This is a genomic window from Paractinoplanes rishiriensis (assembly GCF_016862375.1).
In the GTDB taxonomy this organism is placed as follows: Bacteria; Actinomycetota; Actinomycetes; order Mycobacteriales; family Micromonosporaceae; genus Actinoplanes; species Actinoplanes rishiriensis.
In genome coordinates, this window is the sequence record NZ_BOMV01000080.1 from 31,038 (window position 1) to 46,215 (window position 15,178).

The following is a 15,178-nucleotide window of genomic DNA, read 5'->3' on the forward strand; positions in this document are numbered from 1 at the left end:
GCGGGGAGACGGCCGCCCGGGTTTGGATCACCACGAATTGTTATGTCGGTCGTCGTAACAGCAGGCATAGAAAGGCTAGGCGAGGCGGGTTCACAGGTCTAATGTGATCATGCATCGACCCCCCTCAGCGCCGAGGCAGACCAAGGTGGAACTGTGCCTGTGTTGACGATCGCCGTACAGATTGCCGTCGCCTTGTCCAAACTGGTCAACTGGTGCATTTCCTGGCTATGACGGCTTGCGAACCCGCGATCACAGGGTCACGCAGAGCCACCGGTCACCCCTCCTGCCCTCGCTGACTTTACTTGACGCATGCCTACTTGTCACGCGTCGTCGACAGTAACTTCTCCCGGAGCGGTGACGCGTCCGGTTCGGACAGGCCGACGGCCATCCTGAGGGCCTCGTCGCGGATGCGGGCCGCTTCGCTGCACGCCCGGCTTCGCTGGAGCGCGTCGGCCAGCAGCGCCAAGGCATTGACCTGACGATAGGAATCGCCGAGTTCGGCACAGGCCGCGACCGCTGCCCGAGCATGCGCCACCGCGGTGTCCGCCTCGGCGGCCAGGTCGATGTCGGCCCTGGTGATCAGGGCGTCGCAGCGTCCCGCCGTGTCCTGGATGCGTTCGTGGATGAGCAGCGCGGCGGCGCAGTGTTCCGCGGCCAGGCTCAGGTTGCCGCTTTCCAGGTAGAACCCGCTCAGGCCCTGATGCGACTCCCCCTGGCCGCGCGCCGAGCCGATCCGGCGGCGGATCTCCAGGGCCTCCGTGTAGGTCGCCAGGGCGCGTTCGCGCTGGTTTGCCTGGCGGTAGGCGTCGCCGAGGCGATGCAGGGTGGCGGCCTCGCCATACCGGTTGCCCAGTTGGCGGGACGTCGCGCGTACCGCCAAAAAGATTTTGATTGCCAGCGGCGCGTCGCCGGTCTTCAACAGGGCGCAGGCCAGGTTGTGGGCACACACGCTCTCGGCCGCGACGTCGCCCGACTCGGAGGCCCGGGCGCGCGCCGTCGACAGGGTGACCGCGGCCCGGTCGTACTGGTGCGTCTTGCACAGGGCGTATCCGAGATTGCTCAGATTGGCTATCTCACCGAAAGTGTGTGCGTCCTGCCGGGCCGACTCGGCGCCGATCTGGTTCAAGTTGATCAAGTCGTCGTAGCGGCCGGTCCGGGTTAAGAGGTCGTGGATCGCGGCGGGGATCTGCCAGCCATGCCGGTACAGGCCGTGCGTGACGGCGGAGCGGGCGGCCGCCGCCAGATTCTGGCGCTCCTGCTGGCACCAGGCCAGCGCCGCGGCCTCGGTGGCGAACTCCATGACGTGCGGCGGGGCCGGCGGCAGATCGGGCACCGGTGGCAGATCGGGAGCCAGGACCGCGGCGGCGTTGGTGGCCGAGCGCAGGAACCAGGACAGTACGGTGATCCGGGCGGCGGTGATCTCGGCGGGCGAGTCCTCGCGCGTGCCGGCATACTGGCGCAGCAGGTCGTGCAGGCGGTAATGGCGCGCGGCGTCGTGCTCGATCAGGCTGGCTCGAGCCAGCAGGTTCAGCGTCTGCTCGGTCTGCGCCCGGCCCGCACCGGACAGGGCGGCCGCGGAGTCCAGACTGATCCGCGTGCCGGGATGCAGCGCCAGCCGGCGAAACAGGGTGGCGGCTTCGGGCGACAGTGCGTTGTAGGACCAGTCGAAGACGGTGACCAGGTCATCGTCGCCGGTGCGTTGCCAGAGCAGTTCGCCGGCGAGGTCGGCGATCCGGGCGCGCGGGCGTTCGGCCACCTGCTCGCCGATGATGCGCAGGGCCAGCGGCAGACCACCGGCGATACCGGCCAGCCGGTCCACCGCGGCCGGTTCCCCGGCGGCCCGCTGCTCGCCCACCACCTGCGCCAGCAGCGCGCTCGACTCGGTCTCGGCGAGCGGGTAACCGACCAGGTTGTGCACGCCCTCCCGGATGGTCAGGCCACTGAGCCGCTGCCGGCTGGTGATGATGGTCATGCAGGTGACCGCCGCCGGGATCAGCGGACGGGCCTGGGTGGAGCCGGCGACGTTGTCCAGCACGATGAGCAGCCGGCGACCGTCCACTAGGTCGTTGAACCGGTGCCGCCGCTCCTCGGGGTCCTCCGGGATCTTGTCGGGCGGCACGCCGAGCGCCGACAGAAACCGGCCGAGCGCCTCGGCAGGGTCGACCGGCGTGCCCGAGCCGAACGCGCCGCAGTCCAGAAAGAGCTGGCCGTCCGGGAACTGAGCGAGCCGGCGGCGGGCCCAGTGGACGGCCAGCGCCGTCTTTCCGACCCCGGGCATTCCGGTGATCATCACGACGCTGGGCCGGTCCGGGCCGGTCTCGGCCAGGCGGTCCAGGTCGGCGAGCAGGTCGGCGCGGCCGATGAAACCGGGAATACCGTACGGCAGCTGGCGCGGCCGTCCGGCGGCGGCATTCAGCTGCCCGGAGCGGATCGAGTCGAAGTCGATCTCGGGATCGATGTGCAGCTGCCGGCGGAAGCGCTTGCGAAAGGCGGCCAGATGGCGGCGGGCGTCGTCGTCGCGGCCGTCGGCGCACAGTGCACTGATCCACAGCCGGGCGAGCGACTCGTCCAGGTCCTGTTCGTGGATGAGACTGGCGAGCTGCATGAGCACGCTGGTGTGCTGCCCGATCCGCAGGCGGGCGGCGGCCAGCAGCCGGTGCGCCTCCAGGTGAGTCTCGCCGAGCTGGCGGCGCAGGTGCTCGGCTGCCGGACCGCGCAGGTCCGCCAGCGGCTCACCACGCCACAGGTCGATGGCGCGTTGCAACTGCGCGGCCGCGACAGCCGGTGTCGCCTGGCGGCTCTGTTCCACCAGCGCGCCGAATTCGTGGAAGTCCACGCTGAGTGGATCGATGTCGAGTTGGTAGCCCCCGCCCACCCGATCGAGTGCAAACCGGACGCCGCTGCGCCTGAGGACGGCGCGCAGGCGACTGACCATCGGGTAGATGCTTTTCCGCTGGTCGCCGGTGCCGCCGGGCCACAGGTGCTCGACCAGGGTGTCGAGGTGTACGGGCCGGCCAAAGCGCAGCAGCAACAACGACAGCAGGCCACGCTGCTTCGCGGCGCCGAGCGGGACCGAGCCCTGTCCGTCGCGCAATTCCGTGGGACCGAGTATGCCGAACCGCACGAGATTCACCCCCCAGTGATGCCCCGCCCTCAGTGTGTTGGCCGTTGTCGAGCCCCATTCGCCGCCGTGCGTACTGCGAAATAACTGACACGCGATTGCCAGTTCCCGTGCAAACGAACTGCAAGCTGCTTGGCCACCTCGCTGTCCGTCCCGATTTGCACGCTGAGCCGGTCAGGTCGGATAGGAGCGGGGTCAAAGAATGGATCATCAGTGGATGGCGGTCCCCATTGGAATCGACGCGCATCGCTGGGTTACGCGTACCGGATGCCGTGTGGTTCTGGCGGTGGTCCACACGATTGTCAGTTGTCAGCGGTTGCTCGATGTGATCGATCTGGTGGAATCCGATCACCGCGTGCAAGTGGTTTTCACGGTGGCGCCGGACGTCTTCAACCGCGGCGTCGAAAATTATCTGCGCCGGCTCGGCGCGCTCGTGGTGCCGTGGTCGCAGGCCGTCCGGGAACGGTTCGACCTGGCCCTGGCGGCGTCCTACGGCGGGCTTGCCGAGATCCACGCGCCGCTGGTGGTGATGGCCCACGGCGCCGGGTTCGGCAAGCGGGCGCGGCCGCTCGACCGGGGCGGCCCGGTCGCCGGGAAGCCGCCGGTCTACGGGCTGGACACGCAACGGCTGGTGCGCGCCGGTCGCGTGCTGCCGTCGGCGCTGGTGCTGGCGCACGAATCGGAGCGGGAGGTCCTGCGCCGGCAGTGCCCGGCCGCGCTCCCGGTGGCGTGGGTGGCCGGCGACATCTGCTACGACCGGCTGGTCCGCAGCCGGGCACAGCGCGCCGGCTACCGGCGCGCGCTGGGCCTCGGCGACGCGGAAAGTCTGGTGGTGGTCAGCTCCACCTGGGGCCGATCCGGGTCGTTCGCCGCCGCACCGGATCTGCTGCCGCGGCTGATGACCGGCCTGCCCGCCGGCCACTTCCGGATCGCGGCCCTGCTGCACCCGGCGGTCTGGGCGCACGGACAGCGGCAGGTGCGGGCCTGGACCAGCGACTGCCGTGCGGCGGGCCTGTTGCTGCCCGGGCCGACCGAGGACTGGCGTGCGGTGGTGGCGGCGGCCGACTACGTCATCGGCGACCACGGCTCGGTGACCGCCTACGCGGCCGCGGCCGGCGTGCCCGTGCTGTGCGTCGCCGACGACGAACCGTCCCGGGCCGTGCCGGGCACGGCGCAGGAACTCGTGACCCGCCGGGCCGGCCGGCTCCGCCTCGACCGGCCGCTGGCGGAGCAGCTGTGCAACGCCCCGCCGGTGGACGCCGCAACGGTCGCGGCCCGTCTCACCTCGCACCCGGGCAAGGCCGCGCAGAGACTGCGCCGCCTGCTCTACCGGCTGCTCGACCTGGCCCAGCCGGGGCGGCACCGCCGGGTGGCGCCGGTTTCGGTCCCGTGACGTACGTGTCCGAGCCCTACGTGGTCCGGCACGACGCGACCACGGAACGGCTCGCCCGGCTGGCCGATGTCCTGATCACCACGGCCGACGATCCGGCGCTGTTCGAGAGGTACCCCGGTCTCGCCCTGGTGGTGACCGTCCACGACGGACGGACGATCGCGGTGCGCTCTCGCGACGGCACGGCGACCTTCCTACGGGGCGAGCCGGGCATGCCGCTCCGGCTCACCGCCGTCGCGGTCTATCACGCCTGGGTCGCGCAGCACGGCGGCCCTAGGTGAACCGAGCGCGTCGTAGATCTCCAGCGCGTACTGCCGGTGCCGCCGGCTCTCGGTGACCTCGCCGCGCGCCTGAGCCACCCGGGCCAGCACCTCGACGGCTTGGGCCTCCTCGAACCGCGAGCCGAGGTCACGCATGCCGGCGGCCCCTCGGCTCGCGGTCACGGCGGCCTCGGCCAGGTCGCCGTGCGCGAGGTGGGCGCGGGCCAGCGCGATCTCGGCGCGAAGACCGTTGTAGGGATCCACGTCGGCCAGGTCGCCGAAGACCGCGCAGGCTTTCCGCAGGTGATCGATAGCCTCGTCCGGCTCGCCCGCCTCGGCCAGCAGCGCACCCAGGCTGATCAGGAGCAGCCCGGTTCGCCGCTGGTCCGCGGACGCCTCGATGACGCGCCGATAGATCCGGATCGCCTCCGGCTGCCGCCCGGTGTCCCGGTAGAGGGACGCCATCCGCGCGTCGGCTTCCAGCCCGCCGTCGGGATCACCGGCCGCGCGGTAGCCGTCGGCCGCCAGCCGCAACTGGTGCTCCGCTTCCGCGTGCCGACCGCTTTGCGCGTACGCGTCACCCAGTCTTTTTCGCATCTCGGCCTCGGCCCAGGGTTGCCCCCAGCGCCGCGCTGCCGTCACGCCGGTCTCGTCGATGACGATCCGGTCGCGGTAGTGCTTCTTGTAGAGCAGCAGTGGCCACAGCACGTCGGTCAAATGCCAAGCAAGATCATTCCAGCCGTACGCCAGCGCGTCGCGTCCCGCGGCGAGCAGGCTGGGCCGTTCGTCGTCGAGCCACTGCAACGCCTCGTCCCGGCTCGCGAAGGCGGGAACGGCGACGAGACGTCCGGCCGATTCGTAGGTGAGCGGACGGCGGCGGTACGGGGTGAGAATCCGCTCCGCCGCGGTGGCCGAGGCCAGATACCACTCCAGACAGACCCGTCGCGAGTGGCTCACCTGCGACTCCTCGGCCTCGAAGCACCGCCGGGCGTGCAGGAACAACAGGTCGTGCTGGCGGAACCGGTCGGCCGCCACCTCTTCCAGCAGGTTGGCGCTGACCAGCTCGTCGATGGCCTCGTCACCGTGTTCGGCCAGGTTGGCGATCGGACCCGGCCCGTACTCCCGGCCGGGCAGCGCGGCGAGCCGGCGATAGACCGTCTGCGCCGGCCGGCCCAGGCACCGGTAGGACAGGTCCAGCGAGCTCAGGACCGAAACCCCGTCGGCGGTACGCAGGCCGCGCAGCCGGTTCGTCTCCTCCTCGAGCTCGGCGACCAGCCGGGCCAGCGGGAACCTCGGACGGTTGACCAACCGGGCGGACACCACGGACAGCGCGATCGGCAGGCCGCCGCACACCTCGGCGAGGGCCACGGCCTGCGACCGTTCCCCCTCGACCCGTTCGGATCCCAGCGTCTTTTCGAGCAGTGCGACGGAATCCTCGACGGTCCACGGGCGCACCTCGACCGGGTGTCCGCCGTCGGCGACCAGGCCGGCCAACCGCTGCCGGCTGGTCACCAGCACGAGGCTGGGACCGGCGCCGGGCAGCAGGGTGCGGACCTGGGCCACCGAGAACGCATTGTCCAGCACGATCAGCAGCGCCCGGCCGGTGGTCAGGCTGCGGTAGCGCGCGCTCTGCTCGGCGACCGTGGCCGGCACCTGCTCGGCGGGCAGACCGAGGGCGCGCAACAGGTGGCCGAGTGCCTCACCGGGATCCACCGCCGCCGCCTCGCTGAACCCCTGAAGGTCCACGTACAGCTGGCCGTCCGGGAAGCGGTCCACGACGTCGTGCGCCCACCGCCGGGCCAGGATCGTCTTGCCCACGCCAGCCGGTCCGGTGAGGATCACCACCGGCGCCTCGCCGGCGACGGCAACGCTCAGCTCGGCCAGTTCGGCCGCACGTCCGATGAAGACCCGCGGGCGTGCGGGCAGCTGGCGCGGCGTTTCCGGGCGGGAGGCCTGGATGTGCACGCCGCCGGTGATGGTGGTCGCCTGAACGACGGCCCCGGCGATCGAGCCGTCGACGGAGTTGGTGTGCGGCACGTCGTCCCCCTAGGCCCGGGAGGATCAGGCTAAGGGCACGGCGGCGGGCCGGGCCACCGCGCGATCCGGGACTCCCGGATATCGCGAAACGGCGGGCGCGGTGCTCACTGCTTGAGCTGCTCATGGCCGTGCAGCACGGCCCGGTCGGCGGCGGCCCGGCCGGATGCCCAGCCCGCGCTGTTGTTGATGGTGGCCGCGGCCTGGATCAGGTGCGGGAACTGGCCGCGCAGGCGTCCGCCGGAGCGGATCAGCCGCGACCGAACCAGCGGGCCACCCGATCGGTGCCGAATTCCTTCTTGTCGGCGAACAGCTCGGCGGACGGCCCGATCAGGCGTCCGGCGGGCGTTCCCCCGTACGGGAACGTGATGTCGACCTTGCCGATCCGGCCGTCGCCGAACTCCAGGTAGCAGACGCCGTGACCGTCATATTCCTGGTCGGCGGCCTGACCGCGTACCCGGGCAATGATCTGCTCGGCCACCACGGTCGCCTGGCCCTCGGCGAAGACGCCCGCCTTGGGAGTGCCCACGCTGGTCACGTCGCCGACCGCGAAGACGTCCGGGAATCGGGTGCGCAGCGTGTAGTCGACCGGGATCCAGCCGTCCTCGGCCAGGCCCGACTCGGCCACCACCTGCGGCACCCGGTGTCGGGGCACGGCCAGCAGCAGGTCGAACGGCAGCTCGGCGCCGTCGTCCAGCTGGGCCACCTTACGGTCGGGGACGATCTGGGTCAGGGTCCGCGACGGATGCCAGTCGATGCCGCGCTCGGCGAACACCTCGAGCAGGACGGCCGACGTGTCCGGCGACGGCGGGATGGGCCGGGGCAGCGGCATGACCAGGCTGATGGTGGAGCGGTCGCGGATCTGCCGGCGGGTCAGGAAGTCGTGCATCAGCAGCGCGGTCTCGCTCGGCGCCGGCGGGCACTTGAACGGGGTGGAGGTCACCGCGATCACCACGTGGCCGCCGGGGAAGCTGTCGAGAACCGGCTGCAGGGCGAACGCACCGGCCTCGCTGTAGAACTCGTGACCCGCCTCGACCAGGCCGGGGGTGGCTGCCGGATCGAGGTCGGCGCCGAGCGCGACCACCATGATGTCGGCGTCGAACGTGCCGTCGTCGGTCACCACCCGCCGCTGCTCCGGGTCGATGCTGCGGACCGCCGACCGCACGAAACGCACGCCGGGTTTGACGATATCCGCGTACGGGTGGTGGACCGCGGCCGCCGGCGTGCGGCCGAACATCACGTCGAGCTTGGCGAACCCGAACACGAAGCCGTCGCTGCGGTCGATCAGCGTGATGTCGAGCGCCTCCCCGAACTCGGCCGACAATCTCGTGGTGAGCTCGAGGCCCCCGAATCCCGCACCCAGGATCACGATCCGCATGCGGGCAATCCTAGCCGCGGCGTTGCTCTGACCTCGCGGATTCGCACTTCCGCGATACCGTCAGGGTTGTCAGTGGACAAGTTGGCGCCAAGCCACTAGTGTCGGGACAAGCATTCGAACGAACCGAGGGCCCGATCCGTACACAGCTCCGTACAGAAAGGAGGACCGCACAACGGGGTTCGCCGCTGCGCGGTCCACAAACGTTATGTCGTGGTCGATCGGTGACTCTGCGATCAAGCCGATGCAAGAACAGTCAAGATCAACGCTTTAAGCCAACTAATGCAGTCAAAAAGGACGGAAGGCTCATAGAGCGCGGGCGGAAGCACGCCACCTCCCTTCGCAGACACACCGCTGCCCGGAGATGGATGGACATCCTTCGCCATTGACGGATATCTGTGGATCTTACGGTACAAGACCTCACCCGCACAGAGGCTTCCGCACCTCTTACGCTCCGTGCGCGCGCGTGCGGCACAACCGGCCCGATCCGCGTCCGACATGGCCGCTTCGCACCATCCATCATGGACAATTGCCGACTGGCGGCCGCAGCCCGACACGTTCGGTGATCACTCCATCGGGTGAGTTGACAACCGCCCCGGCGATTCGCACGTTTCGACGGATGGCATTGTTGGGCGATCGAAATCGCGCGATCTCGGGTTACCGATCGTTAACATGAATGCCTGTCGCAACCGGGGGATCGGGCATGTTCGAAGAGGTTGTTCCGGCCATTGCCACGGCGTTGTCCACGCAGGGGTCGGAGCTGGTCATCGCCGGCGGAAAGAGCGCCTTGCGATCTCTGTACGAGGTCATCAGGGCGCGATTCGGCCAGGGCACACCGGAGGGCGAAAGCCTCGAGGCTGTGATCCTGGATCCGGACGATGAGACACGCGTCGAGGAATTCGCGCGATACCTGGCCGCCGCCATGGCACAGGATCCGGAATTCGCCGAGCGGACACTCGCAGCCTGGCGCGGCGCGACCGCGAGCGGATCGGCAGACGGGGCCGCAGTGGTCAACAACTTCAGTGGTCAGGCCGACCAGGTGGTCCAGGCCCGGAACATAAGTGGAGGCGTCAGGTTCTGATTTCTCCGGAATGGTGGGAGCTGCCCCGAGTCCGCCGTGGAGGTTTCTCCGGCGGACTCACGCCACCCCGGCGGGGGCGACCCGCTCATAGCTGCTCCGCAGCCCGCACGCGGAGCAGCTATGCCACCGTTGACGGCTTACGGGCGACGCCGCCGATCATGGTGTAGTAGCTGTCCTTCTGCTCGGCTTCGGCCTCGGCGGCCGGGCGCCAGTCGGAGAGCGCTACCAGTCCGGGCGGAACCAGTTCGAAGTCGCCCAGGTAGGTCATGATTTCGTTGCGGCGGCGCCAGCGGCCGGTGCCCAGGGTCTCGTTGAAGACGCGTTCGGCGTCCTGCACCTTGACCGAGACGTCGGGATGCTCCTCGGCCGGGTCCCAGAAGTGGATCATCGCCACGTGGCTGCCGGGCGGCAGGGCGCTGCGCAGCGTGGCGGAGATGCCGGCCGGGTCCTCGTCGTCGTGCAGGTGGTGCAGGATGGACAGCATCAGCAGCCCGATCGGCTGGCTGAAGTCAAGATATTGCCGTACGACCGGGTGGTTGAGGATCACCTCGGGCTCGCGGATGTCGGCCTGGATGACGGTCGTGGTCTGCTCGTCGGCCAGCAGGGCGCGGCCGTGCGCGAGCACCATCGGGTCGTTGTCGACATAGACCACCCGGGCCGTCGGGTCGATCTCGTGCGCCACCTGGTGCACGTTGGTCTGGGTGGGCAGACCCGAGCCGATGTCCAGGAACTGGCGGATGCCGGCGTCGGCGGCGAGATAGCGTACGACCCTGCGCAGGAACGCCCGGCAGGCGCGACCCGCCTCCTGCGCGTCGGGCATGATCTCCATCGCGCGTTCCGCCGCCATCCGGTCGATCGCAAAGTGGTCCTTGCCACCAACCATGAAGTCATAGACCCGCGCAATATTTGGCTTCGAGACGTCGATGCCCGGCGGCGCCACTTCGTCGTAGACCACTCGACGTCCCTCCCGTGTAGACCTTGGTGCGCGACTGCCCCGGGAGCCTAATGGAAGGTTTCACATCCGTCGACATTCGGTAGTCGTTCTCTGCCTTCAAAGCCTGTCAAGCCCGACATTTCGCGGCTTCCCGTAGACGCCGCTTGTTAGCGTCGGTGCGGTGACCGGACGCCCCCGGCGACCCCACGGCGGCGGAAACCCGCCGCGGCCCACCACTGTGGCCCAGGCCCAGCAGACAACCGCCCAGGTCGCGCACGCCGGCCGGGCAAGCGGCACAGCCTCCGCCCCGCCAGCCCCTTCGTCGCAGACCGGCGGCGCCGCCCTGGCGGCAATCATGGATCGGTACGAACGGCTGGGCGACGAGCCGCCGAGGTTCAACATCGCGCGGAACGACGACGCCTACAAAGCGTATGGCGCACACACCATCGATAGGCACAGCCCCGACCTGCCGCTGCCTCGCGATCCGACCTCGAAGACCATCGAGGGCCGTGTTTATGCCGATAAAGGGTGGAAAGATGCGGTGAATCGTTCGTATCGGTGGACTGATCCATCGACGATGAATCGTGAGATCAACGAATACGTCCGGCAGAACTGGGAGACCATCCGTGGCGATCTGGCGCTCAGCGGGTTCCACGAGGGCACCTTCGACGCCGGCCATCGCGTCGGTGAGGGCTACTACAACAAAGGCATGTGGGGCGCCGGGCCGCGCCAGGCGGAATACGGCGAGACCAGCCAGGTCGTGGTTCGTGTCCGGCTCGTGCCGGACTCGGACCCGCCGGAGCCCTTCATCGTGAGCGCCTTCCCGGGGCTACTGTAGGGGCATGGACGACCCGCGCCTGCCCGAACCGCTCCGTGCGCGTATCGCGGAGTTGGAGGCGCGACCGGCTCTCGAAAAAGTGCGTCACTTTCTGCGCGGTTACGTCGCGGATTCGGACGGTCTGGACGAGATTCGGGACGAGGTTCGGCGCAGCGCGCAGACCAGCACGCATTTTCTCCGGCTGGATCTGGCCGCGTTCGAGTCGGTTCTGGCCGAGACGCACTCTCCGGGCACGTTGCTACGGCTCGTCGAGGGCGACGGTAACCGCGGGCTCGACGACTCGACGGATGCCGGCGCCGCCGCTTATCTGGGGGCGCTCGCTGATCTCCTTCGCGAGGTGATCGGCGAGTAGCGGCGCCGGCGCGTCGGACCGGTCAGGACGACGAGGAGAAGGCTGCGTCGAAGGCTGCCGACGGGGCGTCGAACGCCATCCGCCGCACGAACTGGAGGGCCTCGGGCGCGCCCACCAGGCGGTCCATGCCGGCGTCCTCCCACTCGATGGAGATGGGGCCGTCGTAGCCGATCGCGTTCAGCGCCCGGAAGCAGTCCTCCCACGGCACGTCGCCGTGGCCGGTGGAGACGAAGTCCCAGCCCCGGCGCAGGTCGGCCCACGGCAGGTGGGAGCTCAGCCGGCCGCGGCGGCCGTCGCCGGTGCGGACCTTCGCGTCCTTGCAGTCGACGTGGTAGATGCGGTCGCGGAACTCCAGGATGAAGTTGACCGGGTCCAGGTCCTGCCAGACGAAGTGGGACGGGTCCCAGTTCAGGCCGAAGGCCGGGCGGTCGCCGATCGCCTCCAGGGTGCGGCGGGTGGTCCAGTAGTCGTACGCGATCTCCGACGGGTGGACCTCGTGGGCGAAGCGGATGCCTTCGGCGTCGTAGACGTCGAGGATCGGGTTCCAGCGGTCGGCGAAGTCCTGGTAGCCGCGGTCGATCATGGCCTGGGAGGCGGGCGGGAACATCGCCACCGTGTGCCAGATCGACGAGCCGGTGAAGCCGACGACCGTCTTCACCCCCAGGCGGGCGGCGGCTCGGGCGGTGTCCTTCATGCGTTCGGCGGCCCGCTGGCGTACCCCCTCCGGATCGCCGTCACCCCAGATCGCGGCGGGCAGGATGTCCTGGTGCCGCTCGTCGATCGGGTGGTCGCAGACCGCCTGGCCGACCAGGTGGTTGGAGATCGCGTACACCTTGAGGTTGTGCTTTTCCAGGGTCTCGCGTTTGCGATCGATGTACCCGGGTTCGGACAGCGCCCGGTCGACCTCGAAGTGGTCACCCCAGCAGGCGATCTCCAGGCCGTCGTAACCCCACTCGGACGCCAGCCGGCACATCTCGTCGAAGGGCAGGTCGGCCCACTGGCCGGTGAACAGGGTGATGGGTCGAGCCATCTCAGTAACTCCCTCAACGCAGGCAAAAAGGGCGGCTGGCGAGGGATGACCGGCCTGGATGTGAAAACGACGAGCGGAATCCGTGACTGCGGCCGGGCTTGCGCCGCCCGGCACGGGTCGCCTCCGACTCTAGTCGCGGATCACCGCGCGGGACAGGGCTCGTTCTCCGGCGCGAGGCCGAGGGCGGCCAATTCGGCGAGGAGGTACGCGACGTCGCCGGTCACCTGCTCGGGCGTCGGGTCCGGGCCGCGGGACAGCAGCGTGAGGTATTCGGTGAGCGGCCCGCCGGCGCCGAACACCTGCCGCAGTCCGGCCCGCCACGCCTCGGTGGTGGCACCGGGTACGGCCGCGACGCGGACCTCGATGATGCCCAGTCCGGCATCGGTGATCGACTCAATGCCGGCCGCCGGGTCGGACCAGGTGCGCGCCACGTGGCCCAGGTCGAGGCAGACGCCGAGGCGCTCCTTGTCGATCCGGGTCATGGCCGCCACGGTCTGCTCGGCGGTGTCCAGCACGAAGCCGGGCGCGGGCTGGAAGCCGACCCGCACCGCCCGGCCGTTCTGCCAGGCCAGGTCGGCCAGCCCGGCGGACAACCGGCGCAGGATGCCGATGCCGGCCTTGTCGGAGGCCTCGGCCCAGCCCTCGCGCTGCCCCAGCCCGATGGTGTTGACCGCGCCGCGGACCGCCTCCTCGTCGAGCAGGTCGAGCAGGATGCGGGCCAGATCGAGCGTGTACTCGCGCCGGGCCGGATCGGTCCAGTCGGGATCGGTCCAGTCGGGATCGGTCCAGTCGGGATCGGTCCAGTCGGGGTCGGATTCCTCGCCGCCGCCCCCGGCGAAGGGCGCGCCGCTCAACGTGACGACCTCGAGCCGGCGGGCGTCGAGTTCGGCACGAAGCCGGGTACGGGCGCGGCTCTCGACGGCGAGGGCGGCGGCGAGTGCGGGGGGAAGCCAGAGGTTGACACCGAGCCGGTCGGCGCCGAGGCGGGCGCGGGCCGCGCCGTACGTGTCAAGTTGCGCGACCACGGCCGGTAGATTGCCCACCGGCTGTGCGGCGATCTCACAGCTGAGGTGCACGATCCGGCCGGAAGGATGTCTCAGCCGCATCAGAATCCTCCCCAGACCAGGGCACCGGTGCATCTGCACGTGCATCGGTACGTGCTTCTGCGTCCAGTATGGACCATGCAGCCACCTTTGCTCGACGCGTAGGCGGCAGTCTGTCCGGTTGCCATGACGCCTCCATCCGCGGGTTTATCTGCCCTCGGATACGAGCGTCATGCGCTCACAGGATCAGCGGCGTACCTACCGTGCGACGCGGTGAAGTGGGCGTACATGATCGAGGCGCCCGCCGATGATCGACAGGCGCCGATACGCTTGGGCGTGGTGACCTGCCGGTGAAAGGGTGTGGAGGCGGGCTGGCACCCTCGACGAGGGGTCCCTCAATGTGCACGATGTGCACCTTCGGACATGCACGCAACGATCAACCGTGCACCTGGGAGAGCCGCCGCAAGCCGGTCGACGCGGGGCGCAACCGCGCCGTCCCTCACCGGCTCGCGACGGAAACCCCGAGGGCTAAACCGGTTCGAAGACCGGCTCCACCTCCGTCCACAACGACGATTCGGCCGACTTGGATACCGCGTCCAGCACCAGCTGCACCTGGAGTGCGTCCGAGAAGGACGGTGCCGGATCGGCGCCGGTGGCGATCGCCTCGATCAGGTCGCGCATCTCGTGGGTGAACGAGTGCTCGTACCCGATCAGGTGCCCGGGCGGCCACCACGCGTCCATGTAGGGGTGGTCCGGCTCGGTCACCAGGATGCGGGTGAAACCCTGTTCGGCGGCCGGCCGGGTGGCGTCGTAGAACTGGAGTTCGTTCATCCGCTCGAACTCGAAGACCAGCGATCCGAGCGATCCGTTGAGCTCGACCCGCAGTCCGTTCTTGCGCCCGGTGGCAAACCTGGTGGCCTCGTACGTGGCCACCGCTCCCCCGTCCAGGCGAGCCAGGAACAGCGCGGCATCGTCCACCGTGACCTCACCGCGCGCCGACGCGTCCCCGGACGCGGACAGCCCGGACGAGGCCGCCGGCAACGGCCGCGACTTCACGAACGTCTCGGTCAGCGCCGAGACCGACCGGATCGACTGCCCGGTCACGTACTGGGTCAGGTCGATGATGTGCGCGCCGATGTCGCCCAGCGCACCGGAGCCGGCCACCTCCTTGCGCAGCCGCCAGACCAGCGGGAACTCCGGATCGACGATCCAGTCCTGCAGGTACGCGGCGCGCACGTGCCGGATGGTGCCGATCTGACCGGCCGCCACCATCTGCCGCATCAGCGCCACGGCCGGCACCCGCCGGTAGTTGAAGCCGCACATCGAGCGGATTCCCCGAGCCTGCGCGGCGGCCGCGGCGACCGCCATCTCGCGCGCCTCGGCCACCGTGTTGGCCAACGGTTTCTCGCACATCACGTGCTTGCCGGCGGCCAGTGCCGCCAGCGCGATCTCGGCGTGGGTGTCACCGGGCGTGCAGATGTCGATCAGGTCGACGTCGTCCCGCGCGATCACCTCGCGCCAGTCGGTGGAATAGGACTCCCAGCCGAGCTTGGCGGCGGCGGCCGACACCGCTGGCGTCGACCGCCCGCACACCACCGTCATCCGTGCCGGCAGCGGCAGGTCGAATGCGTGGTTGACGGTGCGCCACGCCACCGAGTGCGCGGCCCCCATGAACGCGTAGCCGACCATGCCGACCCGCAGCTGTTCCGACATGACTAAC

12 protein-coding genes are annotated in these 15,178 nt (G+C 69.7%); 5 read left to right on the top strand and 7 right to left on the bottom strand.

Annotated features, from left to right (window positions below; translation table 11 throughout):
- Positions 1–313 precede the first annotated feature (313 nt).
- Positions 314–3,133 carry an AfsR/SARP family transcriptional regulator gene (locus Ari01nite_RS37745; protein WP_203787511.1) on the bottom strand — a complete coding sequence of 940 codons (2,820 nt, stop codon included), beginning with the start codon at positions 3,131–3,133 and terminating at the stop codon, positions 314–316.
- A 343-nt stretch (positions 3,134–3,476) separates the two neighbouring features.
- Between Ari01nite_RS37745 and Ari01nite_RS37750 the strand changes: the two genes are divergently transcribed.
- Both Ari01nite_RS37750 and Ari01nite_RS37755 read left to right on the top strand, forming a co-directional pair.
- Positions 3,477–4,514 carry a hypothetical protein gene (locus Ari01nite_RS37750; protein ID WP_203787514.1) on the top strand — a complete coding sequence of 346 codons (1,038 nt, stop codon included), beginning with the start codon at positions 3,477–3,479 and terminating at the stop codon, positions 4,512–4,514.
- Between the two features lie 5 nt (positions 4,515–4,519).
- On the top strand, positions 4,520–4,792 hold the full coding sequence (locus Ari01nite_RS37755) for a hypothetical protein (protein ID WP_203787521.1): 273 nt from the start codon (positions 4,520–4,522) through the stop codon (positions 4,790–4,792).
- On the opposite strand, the gene Ari01nite_RS37760 is transcribed toward Ari01nite_RS37755, so the two are convergent.
- Positions 4,706–6,808, bottom strand: a complete 2,103-nt coding sequence (locus tag Ari01nite_RS37760; protein WP_203787523.1) for a tetratricopeptide repeat protein — start codon at positions 6,806–6,808, stop codon at positions 4,706–4,708. The genes Ari01nite_RS37755 and Ari01nite_RS37760 overlap by 87 nt on opposite strands.
- Positions 6,809–7,055: 247 nt before the next feature.
- Positions 7,056–8,183: an NAD(P)/FAD-dependent oxidoreductase gene (locus tag Ari01nite_RS37765; protein WP_239163355.1), complete on the bottom strand. Its 1,128-nt coding sequence runs from the start codon at positions 8,181–8,183 to the stop codon at positions 7,056–7,058.
- 700 nt (positions 8,184–8,883) lie between these two features.
- On the opposite strand from Ari01nite_RS37765, the gene Ari01nite_RS37770 reads away from it, so the two are divergent.
- Positions 8,884–9,261 carry a hypothetical protein gene (locus Ari01nite_RS37770; RefSeq protein ID WP_203787526.1) on the top strand — a complete coding sequence of 126 codons (378 nt, stop codon included), beginning with the start codon at positions 8,884–8,886 and terminating at the stop codon, positions 9,259–9,261.
- A gap of 118 nt (positions 9,262–9,379) precedes the next feature.
- Here the strand turns inward: Ari01nite_RS37770 and Ari01nite_RS37775 are convergent, their stop codons facing one another.
- Positions 9,380–10,216 carry an SAM-dependent methyltransferase gene (locus tag Ari01nite_RS37775; protein ID WP_203787529.1) on the bottom strand — a complete coding sequence of 279 codons (837 nt, stop codon included), beginning with the start codon at positions 10,214–10,216 and terminating at the stop codon, positions 9,380–9,382.
- Between the two features lie 160 nt (positions 10,217–10,376).
- Here Ari01nite_RS37775 and Ari01nite_RS37780 point away from each other — a divergent pair, with 160 nt between their 5' ends.
- Together Ari01nite_RS37780 and Ari01nite_RS37785 are read left to right on the top strand one after the other, a co-directional pair.
- Positions 10,377–11,033 (top strand): hypothetical protein, encoded by a 657-nt coding sequence (locus Ari01nite_RS37780; protein WP_203787532.1) that lies wholly within the window; start codon positions 10,377–10,379, stop codon positions 11,031–11,033.
- Between the two features lie 4 nt (positions 11,034–11,037).
- A complete protein-coding gene (locus tag Ari01nite_RS37785; protein ID WP_239163356.1) occupies positions 11,038–11,385 on the top strand; it encodes a hypothetical protein in 348 nt (115 codons plus the stop codon).
- A gap of 22 nt (positions 11,386–11,407) precedes the next feature.
- Here Ari01nite_RS37785 and Ari01nite_RS37790 read toward each other — a convergent pair whose 3' ends face one another.
- The 3 genes from Ari01nite_RS37790 to Ari01nite_RS37800 all read right to left on the bottom strand — a co-directional run bounded on the left by Ari01nite_RS37790 (position 11,408) and on the right by Ari01nite_RS37800 (position 15,171).
- Positions 11,408–12,415 (bottom strand): sugar phosphate isomerase/epimerase family protein, encoded by a 1,008-nt coding sequence (locus Ari01nite_RS37790; protein ID WP_203787534.1) that lies wholly within the window; start codon positions 12,413–12,415, stop codon positions 11,408–11,410.
- Between the two features lie 140 nt (positions 12,416–12,555).
- Complete coding sequence (locus Ari01nite_RS37795) at positions 12,556–13,521, bottom strand: sugar phosphate isomerase/epimerase family protein (RefSeq protein WP_203787537.1); 966 nt, start codon at positions 13,519–13,521, stop codon at positions 12,556–12,558.
- Positions 13,522–13,986: 465 nt separating this feature from the next.
- A complete protein-coding gene (locus tag Ari01nite_RS37800) occupies positions 13,987–15,171 on the bottom strand; it encodes a Gfo/Idh/MocA family protein (protein WP_203787540.1) in 1,185 nt (394 codons plus the stop codon).
- Positions 15,172–15,178 lie beyond the last annotated feature (7 nt).

Excerpts from the sequence above, each read along its gene's own strand:
- Ari01nite_RS37800 (WP_203787540.1), bottom strand. The coding sequence starts at position 15,171 with ATGTCGGAACAGCTGCGGGTCGGCATGGTCGGCTACGCGTTCATGGGG.
- Ari01nite_RS37770 (WP_203787526.1), top strand. The coding sequence starts at position 8,884 with ATGTTCGAAGAGGTTGTTCCGGCCATTGCCACGGCGTTGTCCACGCAG.
- Ari01nite_RS37765 (WP_239163355.1), bottom strand. The coding sequence starts at position 8,183 with ATGCGGATCGTGATCCTGGGTGCGGGATTCGGGGGCCTCGAGCTCACC.
- Ari01nite_RS37790 (WP_203787534.1), bottom strand. The coding sequence starts at position 12,415 with ATGGCTCGACCCATCACCCTGTTCACCGGCCAGTGGGCCGACCTGCCC.
- Ari01nite_RS37795 (WP_203787537.1), bottom strand. The coding sequence starts at position 13,521 with ATGCGGCTGAGACATCCTTCCGGCCGGATCGTGCACCTCAGCTGTGAG.
- Ari01nite_RS37785 (WP_239163356.1), top strand. The coding sequence starts at position 11,038 with ATGGACGACCCGCGCCTGCCCGAACCGCTCCGTGCGCGTATCGCGGAG.